This is a genomic window from Naasia sp. SYSU D00057 (assembly GCF_017916505.1).
Taxonomy (GTDB): Bacteria; Actinomycetota; Actinomycetes; order Actinomycetales; family Microbacteriaceae; genus Naasia.
This window is the reverse complement of record NZ_JAFMSZ010000001.1, coordinates 157,444-181,427: the sequence shown is the minus strand read 5'-3', so window position 1 is coordinate 181,427 and position 23,984 is coordinate 157,444. Positions and strand designations below refer to the sequence as shown.

Genomic DNA, 23,984 nt, shown 5'->3' with positions numbered 1-23,984 from the left:
ATTCTGCCCGCACATCCGGCGGCCGGGTCTTGCGCGTCCTCCCGGGTCGCGCTAACGTACAACCAAATGGTTGTAGATGCGCTGACCGAGGCCGAGGTGAATGCGATCTTCCACGCGCTCGCCGACGCCACCCGACGCGACATCCTCGGGCGTGTGCTGACGGACGAGCAGTCCGTCTCCGCGCTGGCCCGGCGCTACGAGATGAGCTTCGCGGCCGTGCAGAAGCACGTCGCGGTGCTCGAGCGGGCGCTGCTGGTGTCCAAGCGCCGGCAGGGGAGGGAGCAGCTGGTGCAGGGAGAAGCCGCCGCAGTCGGCCGCGCCCGGCGGCTGCTCGCCGACTACGAGGAGCTCTGGCGCTCGCGCGCACGGCGCATCGACGACCTCCTGGCCGAACCGGAACCGGCCAGCCGGACCACCACGAGCACGACACCGATCGAAGGAGATGCAGGATGACCGTTCTCAGCACCCAGCGGGACGTCGACGCGCTGACGCTCACGTTCGTCGCCGATTTCGACGCGCCGCCCGAGCGCGTGTGGCAGGTCTGGGAGGACCCGCGCCAGCTCGAGCGCTGGTGGGGGCCGCCGACCTGGCCGGCCACCTTCCCGCGGCACGAATTCCGGCCGGGCGGCCGCTCCAGCTACTACATGACCGGCCCGGACGGCACCCAGGCGTGGGGCTGGTGGCGCATCGTCGACCTCGACAAGCCGCGCCGGCTCGAATACGAGGACGGCTTCGCCGACGACAAGGGGGAGCCGACCGGCGAGCTGGGCGTCACCAGGGGAGTGGTGACCTTCGAGGACCTCGGCGGCCGCACCCGCATGACGAGCGTGAGCACCTTCGAGTCCGCGGAGCAGCTCGAGCAGATGGTCCAGATGGGCATGGAGGAGGGCATGCGCGGGGCCATGGGGCAGATCGACGAGCTCCTGGCCGAGTCCCGCGTCTGACGCGGGCGCTCGCATGCGGAGAGGAGACGAGTCATGCCGACGGTCACCGTCGATTTCATCATCTCGCTCGACGGCTACGGCGCCGCGGAGGGCTGGCCCGGATTCTGGGGCCTGGAGGGGCCCGAGTACCTCCGCTGGCTGGACGAGTCGCCCGAGAAGGATCACCCGATCCTTCTCGGCGCCACCACCTACCGCCTGATGTCCGGCTTCGCGGAGGCCGGCGAGGAGACGGGGATGGCGGAGCTGACCGCGGCGCCCAAGATCGTGTTCTCGTCCACCCTCGAAGAGCCCCTCGCATGGGCGAACACGACCCTCGTCGCCGGGGACGCCGTCGAATGGGTGCGTGCGCGGAAGGAGGACTCGGACCAGCCGATGCGCACCCTGGGCAGTGTCGCGCTGTGCCGGAGCCTCTTGCGGGCAGGACTTGTCGATCGCTTCCGGGTCGTCGTGTTCCCGGTGATCACGGGGACGACCGGCCGGGACCGCATCTTCGACGGCTACCCAGACGTGCGCCTTGAGCTCCTCGAGAGCCGCCTCTTCGACGGCCGCCTGCAGCTGCTCGAGTACGCGCCGACCGTGCTGGACGGCCCGCCGCTCGGCTCGCCGTAGGGGAGCGGGCCATGCAACGTGAGAAGGAGTACCGCCCATGAGCAGAGTTGTCGTGCAGGCGTTCCTCACGCTGGACGGCGTGGCCCAGGGCCCCGGCGGCCCCGAGGAGGACCTCGACGGCGGCTTCGAGCACGCCGGCTGGCAGGCCGACTACGACGCCGAGTTCGGCTCGGCCGAGAACGACGACATCGTGGCGGAGTGGGAGACCAGGACGGAGGCACTGCTGCTCGGCCGCAGGACGTACGAGATCTTCGCCGGCTCCTGGGGCGTGTGGGACGAGGATCAGGGCGGGCTCGACGGCGAGCTCACCCGCCGGTACAACCGCGTGCCGAAGTACGTCGCGTCGCGGACGCTCACCGAGCTGACCTGGCAGAACTCGCACCTGCTGGGCGACGACGTGCCCGCCGCCGTGCGGAAGCTGCGCGCCGAGCCAGGCGGCGAGATCCGGGTCTGGGGGAGCACTCGGCTGATCCGCACCCTCGCGGAGCACGACCTGGTCGACGAGTATCGACTCGTCGTCTATCCGATCGTCCTGGGCAGCGGCAAGAAGCTGTTCTCGGACGGATTCCCCCTTTCCCGTTTCACCCTGGGGGAGACTCGGGCGCTGGCCTCCGGGGTGGTCATCACCACGTATCGGCGCCCCGTCGAGGACTGAGGACGTCGTGGCCGGTGACGTCCCGCAGGGGCCTGTGGGCGGAGGGGGAGTACATCCGCCGGAGGTCGCCGGATCATCCTGCCGGCGCATCCTGCCGAGCCTCCCGGCGGATGCGGGCCGCTCGTCCTCGGGCCGAGCATGGAGCCATGTCCCGTCACGACCCCTACGACTCCACGTCCGTGGCCGCCGTCGCCTTCGCCGGCTGCGCCCTCCTGATCGCCCTGACCGGCTGCGCCCAGCTCACCGACCTCGTCGAGAAGCGACACGAGGAGCGCTTCGACACGTACGCCCAGGCGGCCGACGGCTGGGTGGGCGTCGAAATGCCGAGCTGGATCCCGGACGACGCCACCCACCTGCACAATGTGGCGACGACCGACGAGTCGCAGTCGCTGATCCGCGTGACCTCCGACTCGGAGCTGCCCGACGTTTGCAGCCCGGCGGAACGCAGCGGCATGCCGGCGCTCACCGTCGACTGGGCGCCGACCGAGGACTGGACCGTCGAGGACTGGCCGGACGAGGTCGCGCTGTGCGGCGACTACGAGGTCGTCCCGTACGAGGACGGCTGGATCGGCTGGTTCCGCGCCACGGCGCCGGGCCAGACGCCGTCGTGACGCAGCACGCGCGAAACCAGTTCCGGCAGAATCCGTCGTGATTCGACAGATGTTCGAACCGCCTTCTCCGAGCCCTCTCCGATGCGCCGATAATGCATATTATGTCAGTTCGTCTGTTGGAGCCCCTCCCGTTGCGGGTCTCCTGGCCCCTGCGCCAGACTCGCGTCGGCCGAGCACTGCGCGAGGCGAAGGAGTTCCATGCTGACCGAAGTCGCCGACGGCGTTCTCGTACACGAGAGCGAGTTCCTGCAGAGCAACTCCATCGTCGTGCGAGGTCGCACCGGTGTGCTGCTCGTCGACCCCGGGATCACCAGTCCCGAGCTGGCGGACCTCGCCGACGACCTGCGCGAGCTGGACCGGCCCGTCGTGGCGGGCTTCTCCACGCATCCCGACTGGGACCACGTGCTCTGGCACGAGCGGTTCGGCGACGCTCCCCGGCACGGCACCGCCCGCTGCGCCGCTTCCCTGCAGGACCTGCTGTCGAAGCCGGACTGGAGGGAGCTCGTGGCCGAGGGGCTGCCGCCGGAGCACGCCGACGAGATCCCCATGGAGCTGCTCGGCCTCGTCACCGGCCTGCCGGCGGGCGCAGCGCAGATCCCGTGGGACGGCCCCACGGTAAGGATCCTCGAGCATTCCGCCCACGCTCCCGGCCATGCGGCGCTCCTGATCGAGGAGGCGCGGGTCCTCGTCGCGGGCGACATGCTCTCGGACATCCTCATGCCGTTCCTCGACCTCGAGGCCGCGGACCCGCTCGACGACTACCTCGCCGCGTTGCGGCTGTTCGGCGAGGTGGCCAACCGCGTGGATGCCGTCATCCCCGGTCACGGCTCGATCGGCCGCGGGGACGAGGTGCGGGCGCGCATCGAGCAGGACCGCGCGTACGCGCAGGCCCTGCGGGACGGTGGGGTTCTCGACGATCCACGCGTCGGCTCCGAGGCTCCCCTGTACTGGCTGCCCGACGTGCACGACTGGCAGGTGCGGCGGCTCGCCGAGAAGGAGCAGACCAGGACGCCCTGACGGGTACGATCCCCGGCCCTCTCCCCCATGCTCCCCGCGCTCGCGCGCCGGCCCGTGACCCCGGCCCGGCCGGTTCAGTCCCCCGGCCCGTAGGACAGCACGGGAATCCCGGCGGCGTAGACCGTGGCCTCGTGCAGCACCAGACGCGCGGGCCGGTCGAACAGGGGCGTGCCCTCCCCCAGCGCGACGGGCAGCACGCGCAGCTGGACCTCGTCGATCTGCCCGGCCTCGAGCAGGGACCGGAACAGCGTCAGCGAGCCCCACAGCACGACGTCCCCGTCCGAGGACGCTCGCAGGTCGCGGACCACCTCGATCGGATCCCGCCGCTCCAGCTGCGCCGGCTCCCACTCCCCCCACGGCGCCTCCTCCAGCGTTGACGAGAACACCGTCTTCGGGATCGTGTTGATCCGCCGAGCGAGCAGCTCGGTGGCGGTCGGCCAGTACTCGACGAACAGCCGGTAGGTCCGGGCTCCGAGCAGGATGCGGCCCACTCCCCCGAGCCAGGCGTCGTTCTCCCGGTCGATCTCGCTCCAGTCGGATCCGTCGCCGAAGAACTCCAGGCCGCCGTCGCGATCCGCGGCGAAGCCGTCCACGCTGACGATCTGCTGCGCCACCAGCCTTCCCATGCCGTCGACTATCCCATATGTAAACACTGTCCACAATAGGCGTCGGATAGGGTCGGATCCGGCCCGCAGGTCGCACGGGAAGGACGACGATGCCCACCTTCACCGCCGACGACGGCGTGCACCTGAGCTACTCGGAGCACGGCAGCTCCCAGGGCCGGCCGGTGGTGCTCGTCGCGGGCTTCAAGGCTGCCGCGACCAGCTGGGCTCCCCAGCAGAAGGCGCTCGCGAAGGCCGGCTACCGGGTCGTGTCGTTCGACCGGCGCGGGCACGGCCTGTCCGAGCGGCCGGCGACCGGGGCGACCATGGCGCGGCACGGGCGGGACCTCGCGAACCTCCTCGACCGGCTCGGCCTGCAGCGGGTGGTGCTCGTGGGCGGGTCGATGGGTGGCAGCGCGATCTGGGCCTACGTGGCGTCGTTGGGCACGGAGCGGGTCCGTGCGATCGCCATCGTCGATCAGACGCCGAAGATGCTGAACGCACCGGACTGGCCGCACGGCTTCTACGACTACACGGACGAGAACCGGGACACCCTCTTCGCGGAGACGGTGCCGAACCCCGGCCGCGTCAGCATCGCGTCCAAGGGGCCGGTCCGCATCGCTCGCCTGCTGAGGGCGCTCGGCGGTGGCGAGCGGCGCGAGCTCACCGAGCCCGAGAAGCAGCTGCTGAACGACCACGCGAAGGCCGACTGGCGGTCGACGATCAGGCGCACCGACGTACCCGTGCTGTTCGTCGCCGGTCGGGACAGCGAGTTCTGGCCCGCCGAGCACGCGGCCGCGGCCGCAGCGCTCGCCCCGCACGGCTCCTCCGTCGTGCTCGAGCGGGACGGGCACGCCGCCAACATCGAACAGCCGCGCCGGTTCAACCGGGAGCTGCTGGCCTTCCTCGAGCGCGTCTGACCCGCTCGGCCCGCCGTCAGCAGGAGGATCTGCGGCCGGCAGGACCAGAGCGCCCCGAAAGTCCTGCTGACGGCGGAAAGTCCTGCCGACGGCGGGCGCCCTGCGGCGGGTCAGGCGGGGAACGCCTTGCCGGGGTTGAGGATGCCGCGCGGGTCGAGGGCGTCCTTGATCGCCCGGTGCATGGCGAGGACGCGCGGGCCGAGCTCGTCGCCCGCGCCCGGCAGCTTGAGCAGGCCGACGCCGTGCTCCCCGGTGACCGTGCCGCCGAGGGCGAGGCAGTCCTCGACGATGCGGTCGAAGGCCGCCTTGGCCCGCGCCTTCGCGGCGTCGTCGCCCTCCGGCGCGATGATCAGCGGGTGCAGGTTGCCGTCCCCGGCGTGTGCGAGGTTGGCGATCGTCACGTCGTTGTCGTCGGCGGCCGCCTGGATGCGGGTGAGCATCTCCGGGACCGCGCCGCGCGGCACGCAGACGTCCTCGGTCAGCACGGGTCCGAGCCGCTCGAGGGCCGGGTAGGCGAGGCGGCGGGCGCGGAAGAGCCGGTCCACCTCGGCCGGATCCGTCGCCCGCTCGACGCCCACCGCACCGGCACCGGCCATCAGCTCGGCGAGGCGCCCGGCCGCGGCCTCCCCCGCCGCACCAGGGTCGTCGACCTTGGCGAGCAGCATCGCCTCCACCTCGTGCGGCAGCCCGAGGTGCTGCCAGTCGTCGACGGCACGGAGGCAGGTGCGGTCGATGAGCTCGAGCGCGGACGGGAGGATGCCCGCCGCGGTGATCGCCGCGACGGCGACGCCCGCCGTCTCGAGCGACGGGAAGGATCCGACGACGGCGCGCTCCTCGCGGCCGCCGAGCGGCAGCAGGCGGAGCGTCAGCTCGACGATGATGCCCAGCGTGCCCTCGGAGCCGACCATCAGGTGGGTGAGGTCGTAGCCGACGACCCCCTTCGCGGTGGTCCGGCCGAGGCGCACGACGCTGCCGTCGGCGAGGACGACCGTCATGCCGAGCACGTAGTCGCACGTCACGCCGTACTTCACGCAGCAGATGCCGCCGGCGTTGGTGGCGGCGTTCCCGCCGATCGTCGAGATGGCGGAGCTGGCGGGGTCCGGCGGATACCAGAGGCCGCGCTCGCCGACGGTCGCCCGCAGCACGTCGTTGAGCACGCCGGCCTGCGCCACGACGTAGCGCTCGGCCTCGTTGATCTCGAGGACCGCGGTCATGCGCTCGAGGGAGACCACGATGCAGTCGGCGACGGCGTTCGCCCCGCCCGAGAGGCCGGTTCCGGAGCCGCGCGCGACGACGCGGAGGCCGCTCTCCCCCGCGATGCGCACGACGGCGGCGACATCGTCGACCGTCTCGGCGAGCACCACGGCCAGCGGCGGCTCGCACGGCGCCCACTCCGCATCGTCGTGGCTGTAGGACTCGAGGGTCGCGGCGTCGGTCCTGATCCGTGCGGGCGGCACGGCCGTCGCGAGCCGATCGAGCACCGTCTCCGCCGTCATCGCTCCCACGCTCGTCTCCTCCCCCGCCGGGTCTTCTCCGAACCTACCCCCGCGCCCGAAGGGCACCCCGCCGGATCCCGTCGGAGCGCGAGCCCGCGCCCGGCGCGAGCGTAGAATCCCCTGGTGCGTCCGACCTCCCTCCCTCAGCCCGTCGGGCGTCAGGAGGTCGGCGGCGCTTCCTGCGCCTCCTCGAGATAGTCCGGTTCCTCCCGGCGATGCCCCGCGCCTCCGTGCGCGCCCCGGCCCGTTCCGCCGTGCCTCGCGCACCGCCGGGCCCTCCCTCCGAATCCGGATCGCCTCGGCGCACCCACGCGCCGAGGCCCCACAGTTGGGCTATCTCATGCTTCCCCTGACCGAACAGATGCTGCGCGCATCCCTTCTCAACGCGTCGCTCCGCGAGCGGCAGTCCCTCACTCCCCCGGCCGACCTCGACGAGCTGCAATGGGCCGACCTCGACTACCTGGGCTGGCGCGACCGCAAGTACCCGAACCTCGGCTACGCGGTCGTCGAGCTCGACGGCTCCCCCGTCGGCGTACTGCTGCGCCAGGCCGAGATCAAGCCCCGCACCCGAGCCCAGTGCTCCTGGTGCGAGGACGTCACCCTCCCGAACGATGTCCTGTTCTTCAGCGCGAAGCGCTCCGGGAAGGCGGGCCGGAACGGCGACACCGTCGGGACCCTCGTGTGCTCGAACTTCGAGTGCTCGGCCAACGTGCGCCGTCGTCCGGCGCTCGCCTACATCGGGTTCGACGTCGAGGCGGAGCGCCGGCGCCGCATCCAGGCGCTCGGTGAGCACGCGCGCAACTTCGCCCGCAACGTCCGCGACGGCGAGTAGGGCCTGGGGCGTTAGCCCCTGCCCCTCAACAGGCAGAAGTCCCGCCAACACGCAGAATCCGGCCATTCCTGCCTGTTGGCGGCAGAAATGCCTGTTGAGGGACGAAGAGCCGGGCGACGCCTCAGATCAGGCCGCGGAGGAGCTCCTCCGGACTGCGGCCCTCCCGGCGGGCGCGGCGGACGAGGCGCGCGTGCTCCTCGGCGGTCAGCTCCAGGGTCACCTCGTAGAGCTCCGGCTCCAGCTCGAAGAGCGACGCCGGTCCCCGGGACACACCGACGGGCGCGGCCGCCCCGGGCGTCCTCCTCGCGGGCGACGCCGTCGGCTCGGGCGCGCCCTCGGGCACGGTCACCCGCACCGGGGATGGGGTCACCTCCCCGAAGCCCGGCCCCGTCGGCACCGCGGTCCCTCGCTGGTAGGCCTCGGCGGCGGCGCGGGCGCGGGAGTCGGCGGCCTCGTTCAGGACGTGGCCGACATGGCCCTTCACCCACTCGAAGCGGTAGCTGCGGCCGGCGATGGCCTCGTCGATCTCCTGCAGCAGGTCGAGGTTCATGACCGGCTTGCCGTCGCCCTTGCGCCAGCCCTTCTTCTTCCAGCCGGGCATCCACTTGGTGACGGAGTTGATGACGTACTGGCTGTCGCACAGCACGAGCAGGTCCTCGCCGGTGTGCGCGGTGGCGCGGAACAGCTCGAGCACGGCCTTCAGCTCACCCATGTTGTTGGTGCCGTGCTTCCAGCCCCCCGCCGCCCAGCGGTCGTCGTCGATGTACCAGGCCCAGCCGGCGGGGCCGGGGTTGCCGAGCGCGGAGCCGTCGGCGGCAGCGGTGATCGTCACCGATCCATCGTAGGGAGACGCACGGACGCCCTCCGGACCGCCTCCGGTCAGTCGTAGATGCGGTCGTCGTCCCAGCCGTCGTGCTGGCTGAGCAGCCGGCCCCGCTCCTCCAGGTACGGCGCGAGCGGCACGAACCCCTGGTTCGGCGCCCAGCGGACGAGCAGGCGCTCGCCGTCGAGGCGCAGCGGCCCGGAGCCGCGGCGCAGGCTCTCCTCGTCGAGCGCGAGCTCCTCGACCTCGAAGTTGATCACCTCGCCGTGGGCGAAGCCGCTCTCGAGGGCGATGCGGCGGATCTCGCGCCGCTCCTCCCCCGACAGCGACTGGTAGTTCGGATGGCGCGGCTCGACCGCGCGGGTCACGGAGCCCGCGGCGTAGAGGCGGCGGTCCCGGCCGAGCAGCAGCACGCCGAGCCGCCACACCCGGCCGTGGGACGCGAGCACGATCCGCCGGCCGATCCCGAGGATGCCGCGCGTGCGCTCGAAGCCGCCGAGCGCCTCGTCGCGGGCGCCGCGCTCCTCGAGCCGGCGCGCGGTCACCTCGAGCAGCGCCGCGAGCGCGGGATGCGGATCCGCCATCGGTCCTCCCCTCGGTCGCAGACTACGCGCCCCGCCGCCCCGCTCCCCTCCCGAGCCGCCTCCATCTGGGGCAGCTCGACGCCGACTTGCCGCAGAAGGAGGCGGGTCAGGAGCGGGTGCGCTCGAGGAAGTCGAGCGCTGCGTCCCGGAACTTGCGGGACGTCGGAGCGTTGAAGTGGTTGCGGCCCGGGATCTCGTAGAACTCCCCGGCCGGCGTCGCGGCCGCCAGGCGGCGCGAGGCGTCGATGATGCGGTCCTCGCTGCCGGTCGCGAACAGCACGGGCTGCGCCGGCGGGTGCGCCGGATCCGGCTGCTCGCCCTCCTGCATGCCCTCCACCAGCGCGACGAGCGCGGGAAGGTCGTTGCCCGGGATGCTCTCCGCCATCGAGAGGTACGCCTGCGTCAGCCGGTCCTCGACCGGGGTCCCGTCGGCGATGTACCGCAGCGCCTCGTCGATGCGGAACCGGGTCAGCGGATACCCGTCGGGGATGCCGCCGAACACGGCCCGGCTGATGTGCACGGGCAGCTCGAGGGCCGCGTGCCAGCCGACGCGGGCGCCGAGGGAGTAGCCGACGAACGACACGTCGGTGAGGAGGTACGTGTCGAGCACGGCCTGAACGTCGGAGACGAGCGCCGACATCGTGTACGCCGCGGCCTCGTGCGGCTTCGTGCTCGCGCCGTGGCCGCGCTGGTCCATCGCGATGACCCGGTAGCCGGCGCGCACCAGCTCCCGCGTCCATCCCGTGTTGAGCCAGTTGACCGCGGACGACGACGAGAACCCGTGCAGCGCGAAGACGACCGGCGCCTCCGGATCCTCGCCGAACTCGTAGGTGGCGATCGAGAGCCCGTCCGGGGTCAGGACGGCACGGGGCGGCGGCGCGGCGGGCAGCAGATCCATCGCCCCCATCCTGGCCGAGCGACGCGCCCGGGGGCACGGCCTGTTCGGGCCGGCACCCCAGCACCGACTAGATTGGAACGACTCCAGAAAACGAGAGGGCGGCGGATGACCACGTCGAGCGAGCGCCTCCGCGAGGCCGGCCTCCGGGTGACGGCGCCGCGCGTCGCCGTGCTCGACGTCCTGGAATCGGCCCGCGATCAGCACCTCTCCGCGGCGGACGTCGTCGCCCTGGTACGGGAGCGGCTCGGCACCGTCTCGGTGCAGGCGACCTACGACTGCCTCGACGCGCTCGTCGAGGCGCACCTGGTGCGGCGCATCCAGCCCGCCGGCTCCCCCGCCCGCTTCGAGGCGCGGGTCGGCGACAACCACCACCACGCCGTCTGCCGCTCCTGCGGTCGCACCACCGACATCGACTGCGTGCACGGCGACTCGCCCTGCCTGACGCCGGTGGCGACGAACGGCTTCCGCATCGACGAGGCGGAAGTGATCTTCTGGGGCCTCTGCCCCGACTGCGCCTAGCGCCCCCGCAGCCCGACGCACCGTCGCGTCCCCGCAGAACTCCGCCGCGCCCGCGGCGGTGCCCTTGATGAAAGGACGTCCCGGATGACGGACGAGACCAACACCTCCCTGACCACTCGGCAGGGACACCCGGTCTACGACAACCAGAATCAGCGGACGGTCGGGGCGCGCGGCCCCGCCACCCTGGAGAACTACCACTTCCTCGAGAAGATCAGCCACTTCGACCGCGAGCGGATCCCGGAGCGCGTCGTCCACGCGCGCGGCGCCGTCGCCTTCGGCTACTTCGAGGCCACCGGCACGTGGGGCGACGAGCCGATCGCCAAGTACACCCGCGCCAAGCTGTTCAACACCCCTGGCAAGCGCACCGACGTCGCCATCCGCTTCTCGACCGTCATCGGCGGCCGCGACTCCAGCGAGGCGGCCCGCGACCCTCGCGGCTTCGCGGTGAAGTTCTACACCGAGGACGGCAACTGGGACCTCGTCGGCAACAACCTCGGCGTCTTCTTCATCCGCGACGCCATCAAGTTCCCGGACGTCATCCACTCCCTCAAGCCGGACCCCGTCACGTTCCGGCAGGAGGCCTCCCGCATCTTCGACTTCATGTCGCAGACGCCGGAGTCGATGCACATGCTCGTCAACCTCTTCAGCCCGCGCGGCATCCCCGCCAACTACCGGACCCAGCAGGGCTTCGGCGTGAACACCTACAAGTGGGTCAACGAGGCGGGCGAGAGCGTGCTCGTGAAGTACCACTGGATCCCGAAGGCGGGCGTGAAGAGCCTCACCGAGGCGGACGCCGCGGTCATCCAGGGCGGTGACCTCGGCCACGCGTCGAAGGACCTCTACGACGCGATCGAGGCGGGCGACTACCCCGAGTGGGAGCTGCGCGTCCAGGTCATGAGCGACGACGAGCACCCCGAGCTCGACTTCGACCCGCTCGACGACACCAAGGTGTGGCCGGAGAACGAGTTCCCGCCGCAGCTGGTCGGCCGGATGGTGCTCAATCGCAACGTGAGCGACCACCACAACGAGAACGAGCAGATCGCGTTCGGCACGGGCGTGCTCGTCGACGGACTCGACTTCTCCGACGACAAGATGCTCGTCGGCCGCACCTTCTCCTACAGCGACACCCAGCGCTACCGGGTCGGGCCGAACTACCTTCAGCTGCCGGTCAACAGCCCGAAGGCGCCCGTGCGCACCAACCAGCGCGGCGGACAGATGTCGTACGGCGTCGACGGCACGGGCCCCAACCCGCACGTCAACTACGAGCCGAGCATCACGGGCGGCCTTCAGGAGGCCCCGAAGCCCGGTCACGTCGAGCAGGGCCCGGTGATCGAGGGACGCCTCACCAGGGCGCGCCTCCCCCGCACCAACGACTACCTGCAGGCGGGCCAGCGCTACCAGCTGCTCGAGCAGTGGGAGAAGGACGACCTCGTCGCCAACCTGACCGGCCTGATCGGCCAGGCCGCGCGTCCCGTGCAGGAGCGCATGGTGTGGCACATGCTGCTCGTCGACGACGAGCTGGGCCTGCGCCTCGGCGAGGGCCTCGGCATCGGGGTGGACGACGTGAAGGGCCTCGCGCCGCTCCCGTCGCAGACGCTGAACGAGGAGGAGCTGCAGCGCCTCGCGAACCTCGGCCAGAACGGCCCGCGCGACGTCACCGGCCTGAGAATGACGCACTGCGTGCCGAACGAGCGCGTCGTCCTCGCGAAGTAGCACCGGTCACGACGGGCGCCGGCGTCTCCCTCCGGGGGGGGCGCCGGCGCCCGTTCCGTTGCCGCAACGGCCCGTCGTCGCGGGACGCCTCAGCGGCGCTTGCCCTCGCGCAGCATCCCCACGGCGGACTCGACGCGGGATGCCCGCGTCTCCGCCTTCTTCGCCTCCGTGATCCACGTCACGTAGGCCTTCTTGTGGCTGGGCGGCAGGGACGCGAAGAACCCGGATGCGGCCTCGTCGGCCGCGATCGCGCTCGCCAGGTCGTCGGGCACCTCGACCTCGCGCGGCGCGTCGTCGCGGGTGAGCGTCACCTCGACCTCGTCCCCAGCGGCCACCCCGGCGGCGGTCCGGTTCTCGGCGCTCAGCGGCACCATGATCCGCCCCTGGTACGGCGTCACGGTGCTGCGGTAGGAGTGCCCGCCGATCGCGACCACGACCGGCACCCGGCGTCCGGCGCCGAGGCCCTCGAGCACCTCCTCCGGGACCGGGATGCCGGTCGCCTGGCCGCCGCCGGTCACGATCTCAGCGCGGAATCGGACGCTCGGAGCTCCGCCCACGCCCTACGCCTCCCCGAACCCGGAGCGGAGGAGCTCGCCGAGGGCGCGCACCGCATCGCCCGCCTGTGGCCCGGTCGCGGACAGCCGCACCTCGTCCCCCTCCGTCAGCCCGAGCGCCATGATGCGCAGCAGGCTCTTCGCGTCCACGCCGTTCACGGTGACGCGCGCGTCGAACGTGCCCGCCAGCTTCACGAACTCGGCGGCGGGCCGGGCGTGGAGGCCCTCGCGGTTGATCAGCGTCGCGGTGTCGGTGACCTCGCCGCTGTCCTCCGGGGCCGCAGCCGGCTCCTCCGTGCCGGCGGGCGTGGTCTCCGCCGCGATCCCGGCCGGCGCGGTCTCCGCGGCGGTGCCGGCCGAGGCGACGACGTCGTCCAGATCGCCGCCGCCCTCCGCGGCGACGGCGGCCGCCACCCCGCCCTCCACGAGCGGCGCATCGACGATCCGGACGCGCGACGTGTCGTCGAGGAAGTCGAGCGCCGTCTCCGCGGTGAGGATCGCGGACCCGAGGTCGCAGAGGATGACGACACCGTCGCCCGAGTCCGCCTCCTCGATGCCCGCGGTCACCTTCTCGAAGCTCGTGCCGATGCCGCCGTCGTCGGTGCCGCCCGCCGGGACGAGCGCGACCGACGGAGCCATCTGCCGCGCCAGGTCGACGAGGCCCTCGGCGATCTTCGCGCTGTGCGACACGAACACGAGTCCGACGGTCACGCCGACTCCGCCGCCGCCCGGAGGAGAAGCGCCGTCGACTGGGCGCCGGGGTCGCGGTGGCCGACCGCGCGCTCGCCGAGGTAGCTGGCCCGGCCCTTGCGGGCGACGAGCGCCTCGGTGGCCGCCGCGCCCTCCTCGGCAGCATCCGCCGCCGCCGCGAGGATGGCCGCCTCGTCCGCACCCTCCGCCTGCGCGGCGGTCGCCGCGTCCACGGCGGGCGTCCACGCGTCGATCATCGTCTTGTCGCCCGGCTCCGCCTTCCCGCGGGTCACGATGCCGTCGCGCGCCGCCGTGAGCAGCGCCACGAGCGCCGCCCCGTCGAGCTCGCCCGCGTCCTTCACGGCGGCGCTCGCCTTCAGATAGGCCGTGCCGTACAGCGGACCCGCGGCGCCGCCGACGGTCGAGATGAGCGTCGTCGCCACGAGCTTCAGCACGTCCGCGGGCGACGCGTCCGCCGCGAGCCCGTCGAGCTTGCCGAGCACCGCGGTGAACCCGCGATCCATGTTCTCGCCGTGGTCGCCGTCGCCGATCTCGCGGTCGAGGCGCACGAGCTCCGCGCGGTGCTCGCCGATCACCGCGGCGCTCCGGCGCACCCAGCCGACGATCCAGTCCGTTCCGAGCGCCACGCGCGTCACCGTCCCCAGCGCAGGGCTGCGGTCTGCACCGGCGCGTCCCACAGCTCGACCAGCTCGTCGTCGAGCCGGAGGACGCTGATCGAGAAGCCCTGCATCTCGAGCGAGGTCGTGTAGTTGCCGACCAGCGAGCGCTCGAGCGTCAGCCCGCGCTGCTCGAGCACCTGCGCGGCGTGCCGGAACGCGATGTAGAGCTCGATCAGCGGGGTGCCGCCCATCCCGTTCACGAACAGGAGCACCCGGTCGCCCTCGGAGAACGGCAGGTCGTCGAGGATGGGGCCGAGGATCCGGTCGACGATGGCGTCCGCCGGCTCGATGGGGATGCGCTCGCGGCCCGGCTCCCCGTGGATGCCGATGCCGATCTCGATCTCTCCCTCGCCGATGTCGAAGCTCGGCTCCCCGGCGTGCGGCACCGTCGGCGCGGTGAGGGCGACGCCCATCGAGCGCACGTTCGCGATCACGCGCTCGGCGATCCCGGTCACCCCGTCGAGGTCGTCGCCGCGCTCGGCGGCGGCACCCGCGATCTTCTCGACCAGGACCGTCCCGGCGACGCCGCGGCGGCCGGCCGTGTAGAGCGAGTCCTTCACCGCGACGTCGTCGGCGACGAGCACGGAGCGGATCTGGATGTCCTCGGCCGCCGCGAGGTCCGCCGCGGTCTCGAAGTTGAGCACATCGCCGGTGTAGTTCTTCACGATGTGCAGCACCCCCGCTCCCCCGTCGACCGCCTGGGTGGCGGCGAGGATCGGGTCCGGCGTTGGCGAGGTGAACACCGCGCCGGGCACCGCGGCGTCGAGCATGCCGTGCCCGACGAAGCCGCCGTGCAGCGGCTCGTGTCCGCTGCCACCGCCGGAGACGAGGGCGACCTTGCCCTGACGCGGCGCGTCGGCGCGGACGAGGAACGTGGGATCGGTGTGCACCGTGAGGAGACCGGGGTGCGCGGCGGCCATGCCGGCGACCGCCTCGTCCACCACGGCGCGCGGATCGTTGATGAGCTTCTTCATTGACTGCTCCTTCTGCTCGCACGACGGCGAGGGGCCGCCGACGGAGGTGCCGGTGGCGGGCGTCCCCGCCGGGCCACAGGCTACGCCCTCGCTCAGCGCTCTCCCAAGGGGTGCGCAGGACCGGTGACCAGAGCGGAATTCCCCCTTAACCCTGAGAAGAGCCCGGGTCTATGGTGGGAGCGCCGCAAGGGGGCGGCAGATGCACCGCCGCATCAGTTCAAGGAGGAAAGTCGGAGTGGACACCAACCTGGGAACAATCTTTCTGTCGGAGGTCGTGGGCACGGCGATGCTGCTGCTCCTCGGCGCCGGCGTCGTAGCCAATGCGATCCTCGCCAGGAACAAGGGCTTCGGCGGAGGGTGGCTCCTCATCAACTTCGGGTGGGGCCTCGCGGTCTTCGCGGGCGTCACCGTCGCCTACTCGTCGGGCGCGCACCTGAACCCGGCGGTCACACTGGGGCTGCTCGCGGCCGGCGCGTTCAGTCCCGACAACGTCGTCGTGACCGTGCTCGTCTACATCGTCGCGCAGTTCATCGGCGCGTTCATCGGCGCCGTGCTCACCTGGCTCGCCTACAAGCAGCACTTCGACGCGGAGGATGACGCCGCAGCGAAGCTCGGCGTCTTCTCGACCGGCCCCGCCATCCGCAGCTACACCTGGAACCTCATCACCGAGATCATCGGCACGTTCGTCCTGGTGTTCGTCGTGATCGGCTTCAGCCGCGGTGGCGACGCCGACCTGGGCGTCCCGTCCGGCCTCGCCGCTCTCGGCGCGCTGCCCGTCGCCCTCCTCGTCGTCGCGATCGGCGCGTCCCTCGGCGGCCCGACCGGCTACGCCATCAACCCGGCGCGCGACCTCGGCCCGCGCATCGCCCACGCCGTCCTGCCGATCCGCGGCAAGGGCGGCAGCGACTGGTCCTACTCGTGGGTGCCGGTCGTCGGCCCGATCATCGGCGGTCTCCTCGCCGGCTGGCTGTCGCTCGTCCTGCTGCCCGCAACCGGCGCCTGATCCCACCCTCGGCACGTCAACCAAGAAGGAGCTTGTCCAATGGCGGACTACATCATCGCGATCGACCAGGGCACCACGAGCACCCGCGCGATCGTCTTCGACCACTCGGGCTCGATCGTCTCCACCGGCCAGAAGGAGCACGAGCAGATCTTCCCGAGGGCCGGCTGGGTCGAGCACGACCCGATCGAGATCTGGGACAACACCCGTGAGGTGATCGGCCAGGCGCTGTCCCGCGCCGACATCACCCGCCACGACATCCAGGCCGTCGGCATCACGAACCAGCGCGAGACCGCGGTCGTGTGGGACAAGAACACCGGCAAGCCCGTCTACAACGCGATTGTCTGGCAGGACACCCGAACGCAGCCGATCGTCGACCGGCTCGCGAACGGCGACGTCGAGCGCTACAAGGAGAAGGTCGGGCTGCCGCTCGCCACCTACTTCTCGGGCACCAAGATCGTCTGGATCCTCGAGAACGTCGACGGCGCCCGCGAGAAGGCCGAGGCCGGCGACCTGCTGTTCGGCACCACCGACACCTGGGTGCTGTGGAACCTCACCGGCGGGACCGACGGCGGCGTCCACGCCACCGACGTGACGAACGCGTCGCGCACGCTGTTCATGGACCTCGAGACCCTGCAGTGGGACGACTCGATCCTCGCCGACTTCAACGTGCCCCGGTCGATGCTCCCCGAGATCCGCAGCTCCGCCGAGGTCTACGGCACGGTCGAGGCCTCGAGCCTGCTGCGGGAGGTGCCGATCGCCGGCATCCTCGGCGACCAGCAGGCGGCCACGTTCGGGCAGGCCGCGTTCGACACCGGCGAGTCGAAGAACACGTACGGCACCGGCAACTTCCTCATCTTCAACACCGGCGAGGAGATCATCCGCTCGAAGAACGGGCTGCTGACGACGCTCGGCTACAAGATCGGCGACGCGAAGCCGCACTACGCGCTGGAGGGCTCCATCGCGGTCACGGGCTCGCTCGTGCAGTGGCTCCGCGACAACCTGGGCCTCATCTCGAGCGCTCCCGAGGTGGAGGACCTCGCGAAGACCGTGGACGACAACGGCGGCGTCTACATCGTCCCCGCGTTCTCCGGCCTGTTCGCGCCGTACTGGCGGCCGGACGCCCGAGGCGCGATCGTCGGACTCACCCGCTACGTCAACAAGGGCCACATCGCCCGGGCCGCGCTCGAGGCGACCGCCTTCCAGACGCGGGAGGTGCTCGACGCCGTGAACGCCGACTCGGGCGTCGACCTCACCGAGCTGAAGGTGGACGGCGGCATGATCGCCAACAACACGCTCATGCAGTTCCAGGCCGACATCCTCGGCGTGCCGGTGGTCCGTCCGGTGGTCGCAGAGACGACCGCCCTCGGCGCCGCCTACGCGGCCGGCCTCGCCACCGGGTTCTGGAAGGACTTCGACGACCTGCGCGGCAACTGGCAGGAGGACAGCCGCTGGACGCCGAGCATGGACGACGCGGAGCGCGAGCGCCAGCTGCGCCTCTGGAAGAAGGCCGTCACGAAGACCTTCGACTGGGTCGACGAGGACGTCCAGTAACCCCATCCCCTGCTCAACGGCGCCGGTCCCGGATCTCCCGGAACCGGCGCCGTTCTTCCTGCCCGCCGTCGAGCAACCGTGTCCTGTCCCTCAACAGGCGAAATTCCCGTCAACAGGCAGAATCGGCCTGATTTCGCCTGTTGGCGGGATTTCTGCCTGTTGAGCGAAGGCGCCGCCGCCTCCGAAGCGAGCGGGTCAGCGAGGCCGGGTCAGCGGCGCCGGGTGGAGGAGACCCAGGCGTCCAGCTTCGCGAGGGCCGCGCCGCTGTCGATCGCCGCCGCCGCATCCGACATGCGGTCGGCGAGGCGCGCCGTGATGGGGCGGTCGGCGGTCGTGACGTCGTGGGAGAGGTCCCAGGCGACGAGGGCGGCCGCCGCGTTCAGCAGGACGATGTCGCGCACCGGGCCGGACTGGCCGCCGAGCACCGCGCGGGCGACCGCCGCGTTCTCCTGGGGGGTGCCGCCCTGCAGGTCGGCGATCGAGGCGCGCGGGATGCCGAGCTCGCGCGGGTTCAGGTCGTGCTCGGTGACGGCGCCGGCGCTGACCTCCCAGATGTGGCTGTGGCCGGTGGTCGTCAGCTCGTCGAGCCCGTCGTCGCCGCGGAACACGAGCGCGGTAGCGCCGCGGGTCTGGAACACGCCGACGAGCAGCGGGATCACCTCGGGCCGCGCGACGCCGACCGCGTTCGCCTCGGGCCGGGCCGGGTTGCAGAGGGGGCCGAGGAAGTTGAAGACGGTCGGCACGCCGAGCTCGCCGCGCACCATGCCGGCGTGCTTGAACCCCGGGTGGAAGGCGGACGCGAACACGAACGTGATGTCGACCTCGTCGAGCACCCGGGCGACGCCCCGCGGGTCGAGGCTGAGGTCGATGCCGAGCGCCGAGAGCACGTCGCTCGAGCCGGACGCGGAGCTCGCCGCCTTGTTGCCGTGCTTCACCACGCGCGCGCCGCTCGCGGCGGCGACCACCGCGGCCATCGACGAGACGTTGACGGTCTTGAAGCGGTCGCCGCCCGTCCCGACGATGTCGACGACGTCGGAGGAGACCTCGAGCGGGAGCGCGTGCTCGAGGATCGCGTCGCGGAACCCGACCACCTCGTCGACGCTCTCCCCCTTGGCGCGCAGGGCCACGAGGAAGCCGGCCAGCTGCGCCGGCGTCGCCTGCCCCAGCATCACCTGCTCCATCGCCCACGTGGAGTCGGCGATGCTGAGGTCCTCTCCCTCGAGGAGCGTGCCGATCAGTGCGGGCCAGGTGGGCGTCGGGATCATGCCCCGATCCTAATGAGCGGCCGATTCCGGGCCCCGCATCCCCTCGTTCCGCCGCCGTACGGCCGGAAACGGTAACGGTCACCTGGGAGGGGCGGCGACAGACCCTCCAATGGAAGGCGGGGGCTACCCGATCCGCCATAATGGAACATGTGAGCAGCGCGTCAGCCCTTCAGTCGACAAGCGCTCCGGTCGTCAATCGTGCCAACCCCATCGCGGTGGGCACGATCGTCTGGCTCGGCAGCGAGGTCATGTTCTTCGCGGGACTGTTCGCGATCTACTTCACGCTCCGGGGCGTCGCCCCCGAGATGTGGGCGGAAGAGACGGCGATCCTCAACGTCCCGTTCTCGCTCGTCAACACGATCATCCTGGTGTCGAGCTCCTTCACCTGCCAGTTCGGCGTGTTCGCCGCCGAGCGCCTGCAGGCCCGCGCGACCGGCTGGAAGCCGTGGCAGTGGGGCATGGTCGAGTGGTTCTTCCTCACCTACGCCCTCGGCGCGATCTTCGTCGCCGGCCAGGTCCTCGAGTACGCGACCCTGGTGAGCGAGGGCGTCACCCTCTCCTCCAACGCCTACGGCTCGGTCTTCTACCTGACCACCGGCTTCCACGGCCTGCACGTGACGGGCGGCCTCCTCGCCTTCCTGCTGGTCATCGGCCGTGCATACGCCGTCAAGAACTTCGGACATCGCGAGGCGACCAGCGCCATCGTGGTGTCGTACTACTGGCACTTCGTCGACGTGGTGTGGATCGGCCTCTTCGCCGTCATCTACCTGCTCAAATAGGAACGAACGGATCGAATTGGTCTCCGCACAGCGCATGTCCTCCCCACGTCGCCGTCCTTCCCGCCGCCGCGGTCGCCGGTCACCGCTCGCGACCATCGCGCTCATCGCGCTCGGTCTGGTCTTCACCGGCTCCGGCTACGCCGCCTTCTCGGCGGTCTCGGCGGGCGACACGGCCGTCGCGGTCTCCCAGGAGAGCGTCGAGCGCGGCCAGAAGCTGTTCGCCGCGAACTGCGCCACCTGCCACGGCATGAGCCTCGAGGGCACCGAGGCCGGCCCGACCCTCATCGGCGTCGGCGCAGCCTCCGTCGACTTCCAGGTCGGCACGGGCCGCATGCCGCTCGCCAACACCGGCCCCCAGGCGCCCGAGAAGCCGAACCTCTTCTCCGAGGAGGACGTGCAGGCGATGGCCGACTACGTCGCCTCCGTCTCCCCCGGCCCCGGCCTCCCCGAGGAGGAGTACCTGCAGACGACCGGTGACGCGACGCGCGGCGCCGAGCTCTTCCGCATCAACTGCGCCATGTGCCACAACGTGGCGGGTGCCGGCGGCGCCCTCACCGAGGGCAAGTACGCCCCGTCCCTGAAGGGCACCTCGGCGAAGCACATCTACGAGGCGATGGTCACCGGCCCCCAGAACATGCCGGTGTTCAGCGACGCGAACCTCACCCCCGAGGACAAGAGGGACATCATCACCGCCCTCAAGTACCAGGAGGAGACTCCCGCCCCCGGCGGCTTCGAGCTCGGCGCACTGGGCCCGGTCGCGGAGGGCCTCTTCGCCTGGATCTTCGGCCTCGGCGCGATCGTCGCGCTGACGGTGTGGATCACCGCGCGCGCCAACTGACACAGCAACACCTGCACCACAGCGGAAGGACAGCAATGGCGAACCCCGGCAGCGGCTCGGACATCGTTCCGGTCGACTCGTCGCACGGGCCCCAGGCCTCTGCGGGCACGGCGGTCATCGCTGCCGACGCCTTCGAGAACCCCGGACTCCCGCCGCACCAGCAGCGGGTCACCGACCTCGATCCGAAGGTCGACCGCCGCAACGAGCGCGGCGTCTCCCTCATCTTCTACCTGTCGATCGTCTTCAGCATCGCCGCGATAGCCGCCTACTTCGCGGTGCCGATCGTCGAGGACGACCCCGCCTCGGTCCGCCTCAACAACCTGTTCCTCGGTCTCGCGATCGCCGGCGCACTGCTGTCCATCGGCGTCGGCACGGTCCACTGGAGCAAGGCGCTCATGGCCAACCACGAGAGCGTCGAGGCACGGCACCCCACCCGGGGCAGCGAGGCGACCCGCGCCCGCGCGGTCGAGGTCTTCGACCTGGCGGACAAGGAGTCCGGCTTCGGCCGACGCGCCCTCCTGCGCAACTCCCTGATCGGCGCGCTCGTCGCCGTGCCGCTGCCCGCGATCTTCCTCTTCCGCGATCTCGCGCCGAAGAGCAACGACCCGGCCGGGATGCTCGCCCACACCATGTGGAAGGAGGGCACGCGTCTCGCGCGTGACCCCTACGGCACCCCGATCAAGGCCTCCGAGGTGACGCTCGGCTCCGTCTTCCACGTCATCCCCGAGGATCTCGAGGAGGCGGAGCACAAGCTCGAGGAGAAGGCCAAGGCGGCCGTCCTCCTCATGCGCCTGAAGCCCGAGGACCTCAACGTCTCCGCAGGCCGCGAGACGTGGAACTACGACGGCATCGTCGCGTACTCGAAGATCTGCACCCACGTCGGCTGCCCGGTGGCGCTCTACGAGCAGCAGACGCATCACCTGCTGTGCCCGTGCCACCAGTCGCAGTTCGACATCAAGAACGAGGCGGCGGTCATCTTCGGCCCCGCCAAGCGTCCCCTTCCTCAGCTGCCCATCACGGTGGACAGCGAGGGCTACCTGGTCGCGCAGAGCGACTTCCACGAGCCCGTTGGGCCTAGCTACTGGGAGCGTCGCGGTGACTACGACGTCTGACACCCGTACCCCTCCCCCCGCCGCAACGCGGGGCGTGACCGGGGCTGTTTCGAGCTACATCGACGAGCGCACGAGCATCTCGGGCTTCGTCAAGCTGATGGGCCGCAAGGTCTTCCCCGACCACTGGTCCTTCATGCTGGGCGAGGTGGCCCTGTGGTGCTTCGTCATCATCCTGGTCACCGGAACCTTCCTGACCTTCTTCTTCCAGGCCTCGATGGCGGAGGTCGTCTACGAGGGCTCCTACACGCCGCTCAAGGGCCTGGAGATGAGCGCGGCGATGGCCTCGACGCTGGACATCTCGTTCGACGTCCGCGGCGGCCTGCTGGTCCGGCAGATCCACCACTGGGCGGCCCTGCTGTTCATCGCGTCGATCATGCTGCACATGGCCCGCGTGTTCTTCACGGGCGCCTTCCGGAAGCCGCGTGAGCTCAACTGGGTCATCGGCTTCGTGATGTGGATCCTCGCCATGGGTGAGGGCTTCACCGGCTACTCGCTCCCGGACGACCTGCTCTCCGGCAACGGCCTCCGCATCATCGACGGCCTGATCAAGGGCATCCCGGTGGTCGGCACCTGGATCTCGTACCTGCTGTTCGGCGGCGAGTTCCCCGGCACGCAGATCATCGGCCGCCTGTACACGCTGCACATCCTGCTGCTGCCGGCGCTCCTCGTGGCGCTGGTGGGCCTGCACATGGTGTTCCTCATCGTGCACAAGCACACCCAGTTCCCTGGCCCGGGCCGCACCAACGACAACGTCGTGGGCTACCCGATCCTGCCGGTGTACGGCGCGAAGATGGGTGGCACCTTCTTCATCGTCTTCGGCGTGATCGTCGCGATCGCCGCTCTCTTCGCGATCAACCCGATCTGGAACTACGGACCGTACGACCCGTCGCCGGTGTCGGCCGGCACGCAGCCGGACTGGTACATCGGCTTCGCGGACGGCGCCCTGCGCCTGGTGCCGCCGGGCTGGGAGTTCGTGCTGTTCGACACCTGGACCGTGTCGATGAACATCCTCGCGCCGATCATCGCGATCACGATCTGGATCGTCGCGGTCATGTTCTACCCGTTCATCGAGCAGTGGATCACCGGGGACCGGCGGGAGCACCACCTCGCGGACCGTCCTCGCAACGTGCCGACCCGCACCGCGATCGGTGTGGCGGGCATCGTCTACTACGGCGCCATGTTCGTCGCGGCCTCGTCCGACCTCATCGCGACGCACTTCAAGATGAGCATGGAGAACGTGATCCACATCCTCCAGTTCACGCTGATCGCGGGTCCGTTCATCGCGTACTTCATCACGAAGCGCATCTGCCTCGCGCTCCAGAAGAAGGACCGGGAGCTGGTCCTGCACGGCTACGAGTCGGGTCGCATCGTCCGGCTGCCGGGCGGCGAGTTCATCGAGGTGCACCAGCCCCTCGACGAGTACGAGCGCTGGCGCCTGGTGGACTTCAACGACTACAAGCCGCTGATGGTCCGTCCGAACAGCCGCGGTCAGATCAATCCGCTCGAGAGGGTGCGGGCCGGCCTCAGCCGGTGGTTCTTCGAGGACCGCATCGCCCCCGTCACGGCGGGTGAGCTGGCCCGCGCTCACGACGGCCACGATTCGGGATCCACCCACGCGAACGAGCTGGCGACCGCCGGCCAGGGCGTCGGTGGCCCCCCGCACACCAACCCCTGACGATCGTGCATTCGCCGAAGGCCGTCCTGGCTCGCCCAGGGCGGCCTTCGGCGTTGCCGGGCACCCGCTCCCCCGGCCTGCCCGACGTCCGCCGAGCCGGAGGATCCTGACGTGACCGCACCGGCCCGCCGCAGCGCGGGCATCCTGCTCTTCCGCCGCTCCCCCGGCCTCGAGGTGCTGCTCGCGCACATGGGCGGCCCGTTCTGGCAGCGGAAGGACGCCGGCGCCTGGACCATCCCGAAGGGCGAGCCGCTCGGGGGCGAGGACGGCCTCGCGACGGCCGAGCGCGAGTTCGCCGAGGAGCTGGGCCTCCCCGTTCCGGACGGCCTCCGCATCGATCTGGGCGAGATCCGGCAGTCGGGCGGCAAGCTCGTGCACGCCTGGGCCGTCGAGGGCGACCTGGACCCGTCAGCGGTGGAGCCTGGCACCTTCGAGCTGGAGTGGCCTCCCCGCTCCGGGCGCACCGCGACCTTCCCGGAGGTCGACCGGGTGGCGTGGCTGGCGCCTGATCGGGCCTCGGAGCTCATCCTCACGGGCCAGCGCGCCTTCCTCGCTCGCCTCCAGGAGCGACTCCGCGCCGACGCATGACGGTGGCGGTGCCGACCCCAGCGGCCTTCCGCCGAGCGCTGGGGTCGCCGCG

26 protein-coding genes and 1 pseudogene are annotated in these 23,984 nt (G+C 71.2%); 17 read left to right on the top strand and 10 right to left on the bottom strand.

Annotated features, from left to right (window positions below):
- The first annotated feature begins 66 nt into the window (after positions 1-66).
- The 6 genes from J3P36_RS00865 (at position 67) to J3P36_RS00840 (ending at position 3,836) form a co-directional block, all read left to right on the top strand.
- Complete coding sequence (locus tag J3P36_RS00865; protein WP_210505378.1) at positions 67-453, top strand: helix-turn-helix transcriptional regulator; 387 nt, start codon at positions 67-69, stop codon at positions 451-453.
- A complete protein-coding gene (locus J3P36_RS00860; RefSeq protein ID WP_210505377.1) occupies positions 450-944 on the top strand; it encodes an SRPBCC domain-containing protein in 495 nt (164 codons plus the stop codon). Before J3P36_RS00865 ends, J3P36_RS00860 begins: the two co-directional genes overlap by 4 nt.
- 33 nt (positions 945-977) lie before the next feature.
- Positions 978-1,553 (top strand): dihydrofolate reductase family protein, encoded by a 576-nt coding sequence (locus tag J3P36_RS00855; protein ID WP_210505376.1) that lies wholly within the window; start codon positions 978-980, stop codon positions 1,551-1,553.
- A gap of 37 nt (positions 1,554-1,590) precedes the next feature.
- Positions 1,591-2,208, top strand: coding sequence for a dihydrofolate reductase family protein (locus J3P36_RS00850; protein WP_210505375.1), 618 nt, complete (start codon positions 1,591-1,593; stop codon positions 2,206-2,208).
- Between the two features lie 146 nt (positions 2,209-2,354).
- Positions 2,355-2,819: a hypothetical protein gene (locus J3P36_RS00845; RefSeq protein ID WP_210505374.1), complete on the top strand. Its 465-nt coding sequence runs from the start codon at positions 2,355-2,357 to the stop codon at positions 2,817-2,819.
- A gap of 198 nt (positions 2,820-3,017) precedes the next feature.
- On the top strand, positions 3,018-3,836 hold the full coding sequence (locus J3P36_RS00840; protein WP_210505373.1) for an MBL fold metallo-hydrolase: 819 nt from the start codon (positions 3,018-3,020) through the stop codon (positions 3,834-3,836).
- 74 nt (positions 3,837-3,910) lie between these two features.
- On the opposite strand, the gene J3P36_RS00835 is transcribed toward J3P36_RS00840, so the two are convergent.
- Entirely contained in the window at positions 3,911-4,462 is a 552-nt protein-coding gene (locus tag J3P36_RS00835; RefSeq protein WP_210505372.1) for a dihydrofolate reductase family protein, read from the bottom strand.
- Positions 4,463-4,551: 89 nt separating this feature from the next.
- Between J3P36_RS00835 and J3P36_RS00830 the strand changes: the two genes are divergently transcribed.
- Positions 4,552-5,358 carry an alpha/beta fold hydrolase gene (locus J3P36_RS00830; protein WP_210505371.1) on the top strand — a complete coding sequence of 269 codons (807 nt, stop codon included), beginning with the start codon at positions 4,552-4,554 and terminating at the stop codon, positions 5,356-5,358.
- Positions 5,359-5,468: 110 nt separating this feature from the next.
- Here J3P36_RS00830 and J3P36_RS00825 read toward each other — a convergent pair whose 3' ends face one another.
- Entirely contained in the window at positions 5,469-6,854 is a 1,386-nt protein-coding gene (locus J3P36_RS00825) for an FAD-binding oxidoreductase (protein WP_210506537.1), read from the bottom strand.
- A 340-nt stretch (positions 6,855-7,194) separates the two neighbouring features.
- Between J3P36_RS00825 and J3P36_RS00820 the strand changes: the two genes are divergently transcribed.
- The gene (locus tag J3P36_RS00820) at positions 7,195-7,686 is read left to right on the top strand and encodes an FBP domain-containing protein (protein WP_210505370.1); all 492 of its coding nucleotides are present in this window, start codon (positions 7,195-7,197) and stop codon (positions 7,684-7,686) included.
- A 376-nt stretch (positions 7,687-8,062) separates the two neighbouring features.
- Here the strand turns inward: J3P36_RS00820 and J3P36_RS16110 are convergent.
- The 3 genes and pseudogenes from J3P36_RS16110 to J3P36_RS00805 form a co-directional block, all read right to left on the bottom strand.
- A pseudogene (locus J3P36_RS16110) lies at positions 8,063-8,518 on the bottom strand (ribonuclease H); the annotation flags it as partial.
- Positions 8,519-8,565: 47 nt separating this feature from the next.
- The gene (locus tag J3P36_RS00810) at positions 8,566-9,093 is read right to left on the bottom strand and encodes a hypothetical protein (RefSeq protein ID WP_210505368.1); all 528 of its coding nucleotides are present in this window, start codon (positions 9,091-9,093) and stop codon (positions 8,566-8,568) included.
- Positions 9,094-9,199: 106 nt separating this feature from the next.
- Positions 9,200-9,991, bottom strand: a complete 792-nt coding sequence (locus J3P36_RS00805) for an alpha/beta fold hydrolase (RefSeq protein ID WP_210505367.1) — start codon at positions 9,989-9,991, stop codon at positions 9,200-9,202.
- Positions 9,992-10,096: 105 nt separating this feature from the next.
- Here J3P36_RS00805 and J3P36_RS00800 point away from each other — a divergent pair, with 105 nt between their 5' ends.
- Together J3P36_RS00800 and J3P36_RS00795 are read left to right on the top strand one after the other, a co-directional pair.
- Positions 10,097-10,510: a Fur family transcriptional regulator gene (locus J3P36_RS00800; protein ID WP_210505366.1), complete on the top strand. Its 414-nt coding sequence runs from the start codon at positions 10,097-10,099 to the stop codon at positions 10,508-10,510.
- Positions 10,511-10,594: 84 nt separating this feature from the next.
- Entirely contained in the window at positions 10,595-12,223 is a 1,629-nt protein-coding gene (locus J3P36_RS00795) for a catalase (protein ID WP_210505365.1), read from the top strand.
- A gap of 89 nt (positions 12,224-12,312) precedes the next feature.
- On the opposite strand, the gene J3P36_RS00790 is transcribed toward J3P36_RS00795, so the two are convergent.
- From J3P36_RS00790 to dhaK, 4 genes are read right to left on the bottom strand one after another with little or no spacing between them, the layout of a single operon-like run.
- Positions 12,313-12,780 (bottom strand): YdeI/OmpD-associated family protein, encoded by a 468-nt coding sequence (locus tag J3P36_RS00790; RefSeq protein ID WP_210505364.1) that lies wholly within the window; start codon positions 12,778-12,780, stop codon positions 12,313-12,315.
- Positions 12,781-12,783: 3 nt separating this feature from the next.
- A complete protein-coding gene (gene dhaM / locus J3P36_RS00785) occupies positions 12,784-13,488 on the bottom strand; it encodes a dihydroxyacetone kinase phosphoryl donor subunit DhaM (protein WP_210505363.1) in 705 nt (234 codons plus the stop codon).
- Positions 13,485-14,114: a dihydroxyacetone kinase subunit DhaL gene (dhaL, locus tag J3P36_RS00780; protein ID WP_210505362.1), complete on the bottom strand. Its 630-nt coding sequence runs from the start codon at positions 14,112-14,114 to the stop codon at positions 13,485-13,487. The genes dhaM and dhaL overlap by 4 nt, the downstream gene beginning before the upstream one ends.
- A 5-nt stretch (positions 14,115-14,119) precedes the next feature.
- Positions 14,120-15,121 carry a dihydroxyacetone kinase subunit DhaK gene (dhaK, locus tag J3P36_RS00775; protein ID WP_210505361.1) on the bottom strand — a complete coding sequence of 334 codons (1,002 nt, stop codon included), beginning with the start codon at positions 15,119-15,121 and terminating at the stop codon, positions 14,120-14,122.
- 286 nt (positions 15,122-15,407) lie between these two features.
- Here dhaK and J3P36_RS00770 point away from each other — a divergent pair, with 286 nt between their 5' ends.
- The gene (locus tag J3P36_RS00770; RefSeq protein WP_246854203.1) at positions 15,408-16,124 is read left to right on the top strand and encodes an MIP/aquaporin family protein; all 717 of its coding nucleotides are present in this window, start codon (positions 15,408-15,410) and stop codon (positions 16,122-16,124) included.
- Positions 16,125-16,163: 39 nt separating this feature from the next.
- Positions 16,164-17,675: a glycerol kinase GlpK gene (gene glpK / locus J3P36_RS00765; protein WP_210505359.1), complete on the top strand. Its 1,512-nt coding sequence runs from the start codon at positions 16,164-16,166 to the stop codon at positions 17,673-17,675.
- Between the two features lie 209 nt (positions 17,676-17,884).
- On the opposite strand, the gene trpD is transcribed toward glpK, so the two are convergent.
- On the bottom strand, positions 17,885-18,940 hold the full coding sequence (trpD, locus tag J3P36_RS00760) for an anthranilate phosphoribosyltransferase (protein ID WP_210505358.1): 1,056 nt from the start codon (positions 18,938-18,940) through the stop codon (positions 17,885-17,887).
- A gap of 149 nt (positions 18,941-19,089) precedes the next feature.
- On the opposite strand from trpD, the gene J3P36_RS00755 reads away from it, so the two are divergent.
- The 5 genes from J3P36_RS00755 (at position 19,090) to J3P36_RS00735 (ending at position 23,932) form a co-directional block, all read left to right on the top strand.
- Positions 19,090-19,719: a heme-copper oxidase subunit III gene (locus J3P36_RS00755; RefSeq protein WP_374100698.1), complete on the top strand. Its 630-nt coding sequence runs from the start codon at positions 19,090-19,092 to the stop codon at positions 19,717-19,719.
- Positions 19,720-19,753: 34 nt separating this feature from the next.
- On the top strand, positions 19,754-20,557 hold the full coding sequence (locus J3P36_RS00750) for a c-type cytochrome (RefSeq protein ID WP_210505356.1): 804 nt from the start codon (positions 19,754-19,756) through the stop codon (positions 20,555-20,557).
- Between the two features lie 35 nt (positions 20,558-20,592).
- Entirely contained in the window at positions 20,593-21,669 is a 1,077-nt protein-coding gene (locus J3P36_RS00745) for a ubiquinol-cytochrome c reductase iron-sulfur subunit (protein ID WP_210505355.1), read from the top strand.
- A gap of 34 nt (positions 21,670-21,703) precedes the next feature.
- The gene (locus J3P36_RS00740) at positions 21,704-23,344 is read left to right on the top strand and encodes a ubiquinol-cytochrome c reductase cytochrome b subunit (RefSeq protein ID WP_307806903.1); all 1,641 of its coding nucleotides are present in this window, start codon (positions 21,704-21,706) and stop codon (positions 23,342-23,344) included.
- Between the two features lie 111 nt (positions 23,345-23,455).
- The gene (locus tag J3P36_RS00735; RefSeq protein WP_210505354.1) at positions 23,456-23,932 is read left to right on the top strand and encodes an NUDIX domain-containing protein; all 477 of its coding nucleotides are present in this window, start codon (positions 23,456-23,458) and stop codon (positions 23,930-23,932) included.
- Positions 23,933-23,984: the final 52 nt, after the last annotated feature.

Bases quoted from the DNA above. Each gene is read 5' to 3' on its own strand.
- J3P36_RS00795 (WP_210505365.1), top strand. From the start codon at position 10,595: ATGACGGACGAGACCAACACCTCCCTGACCACTCGGCAGGGACACCCG.
- J3P36_RS00770 (WP_246854203.1), top strand. From the start codon at position 15,408: ATGCTGCTGCTCCTCGGCGCCGGCGTCGTAGCCAATGCGATCCTCGCC.
- J3P36_RS00750 (WP_210505356.1), top strand. From the start codon at position 19,754: ATGTCCTCCCCACGTCGCCGTCCTTCCCGCCGCCGCGGTCGCCGGTCA.
- J3P36_RS00865 (WP_210505378.1), top strand. From the start codon at position 67: ATGGTTGTAGATGCGCTGACCGAGGCCGAGGTGAATGCGATCTTCCAC.
- J3P36_RS00820 (WP_210505370.1), top strand. From the start codon at position 7,195: ATGCTTCCCCTGACCGAACAGATGCTGCGCGCATCCCTTCTCAACGCG.
- trpD (WP_210505358.1), bottom strand. From the start codon at position 18,940: ATGATCCCGACGCCCACCTGGCCCGCACTGATCGGCACGCTCCTCGAG.
- J3P36_RS00840 (WP_210505373.1), top strand. From the start codon at position 3,018: ATGCTGACCGAAGTCGCCGACGGCGTTCTCGTACACGAGAGCGAGTTC.
- J3P36_RS00830 (WP_210505371.1), top strand. From the start codon at position 4,552: ATGCCCACCTTCACCGCCGACGACGGCGTGCACCTGAGCTACTCGGAG.
- J3P36_RS00805 (WP_210505367.1), bottom strand. From the start codon at position 9,991: ATGGATCTGCTGCCCGCCGCGCCGCCGCCCCGTGCCGTCCTGACCCCG.
- J3P36_RS00855 (WP_210505376.1), top strand. From the start codon at position 978: ATGCCGACGGTCACCGTCGATTTCATCATCTCGCTCGACGGCTACGGC.
- J3P36_RS00825 (WP_210506537.1), bottom strand. From the start codon at position 6,854: ATGACGGCGGAGACGGTGCTCGATCGGCTCGCGACGGCCGTGCCGCCC.
- J3P36_RS00850 (WP_210505375.1), top strand. From the start codon at position 1,591: ATGAGCAGAGTTGTCGTGCAGGCGTTCCTCACGCTGGACGGCGTGGCC.
- J3P36_RS00800 (WP_210505366.1), top strand. From the start codon at position 10,097: ATGACCACGTCGAGCGAGCGCCTCCGCGAGGCCGGCCTCCGGGTGACG.
- J3P36_RS00745 (WP_210505355.1), top strand. From the start codon at position 20,593: ATGGCGAACCCCGGCAGCGGCTCGGACATCGTTCCGGTCGACTCGTCG.
- dhaK (WP_210505361.1), bottom strand. From the start codon at position 15,121: ATGAAGAAGCTCATCAACGATCCGCGCGCCGTGGTGGACGAGGCGGTC.
- glpK (WP_210505359.1), top strand. From the start codon at position 16,164: ATGGCGGACTACATCATCGCGATCGACCAGGGCACCACGAGCACCCGC.
- J3P36_RS00810 (WP_210505368.1), bottom strand. From the start codon at position 9,093: ATGGCGGATCCGCATCCCGCGCTCGCGGCGCTGCTCGAGGTGACCGCG.
- J3P36_RS00860 (WP_210505377.1), top strand. From the start codon at position 450: ATGACCGTTCTCAGCACCCAGCGGGACGTCGACGCGCTGACGCTCACG.
- J3P36_RS00845 (WP_210505374.1), top strand. From the start codon at position 2,355: ATGTCCCGTCACGACCCCTACGACTCCACGTCCGTGGCCGCCGTCGCC.
- J3P36_RS00835 (WP_210505372.1), bottom strand. From the start codon at position 4,462: ATGGGAAGGCTGGTGGCGCAGCAGATCGTCAGCGTGGACGGCTTCGCC.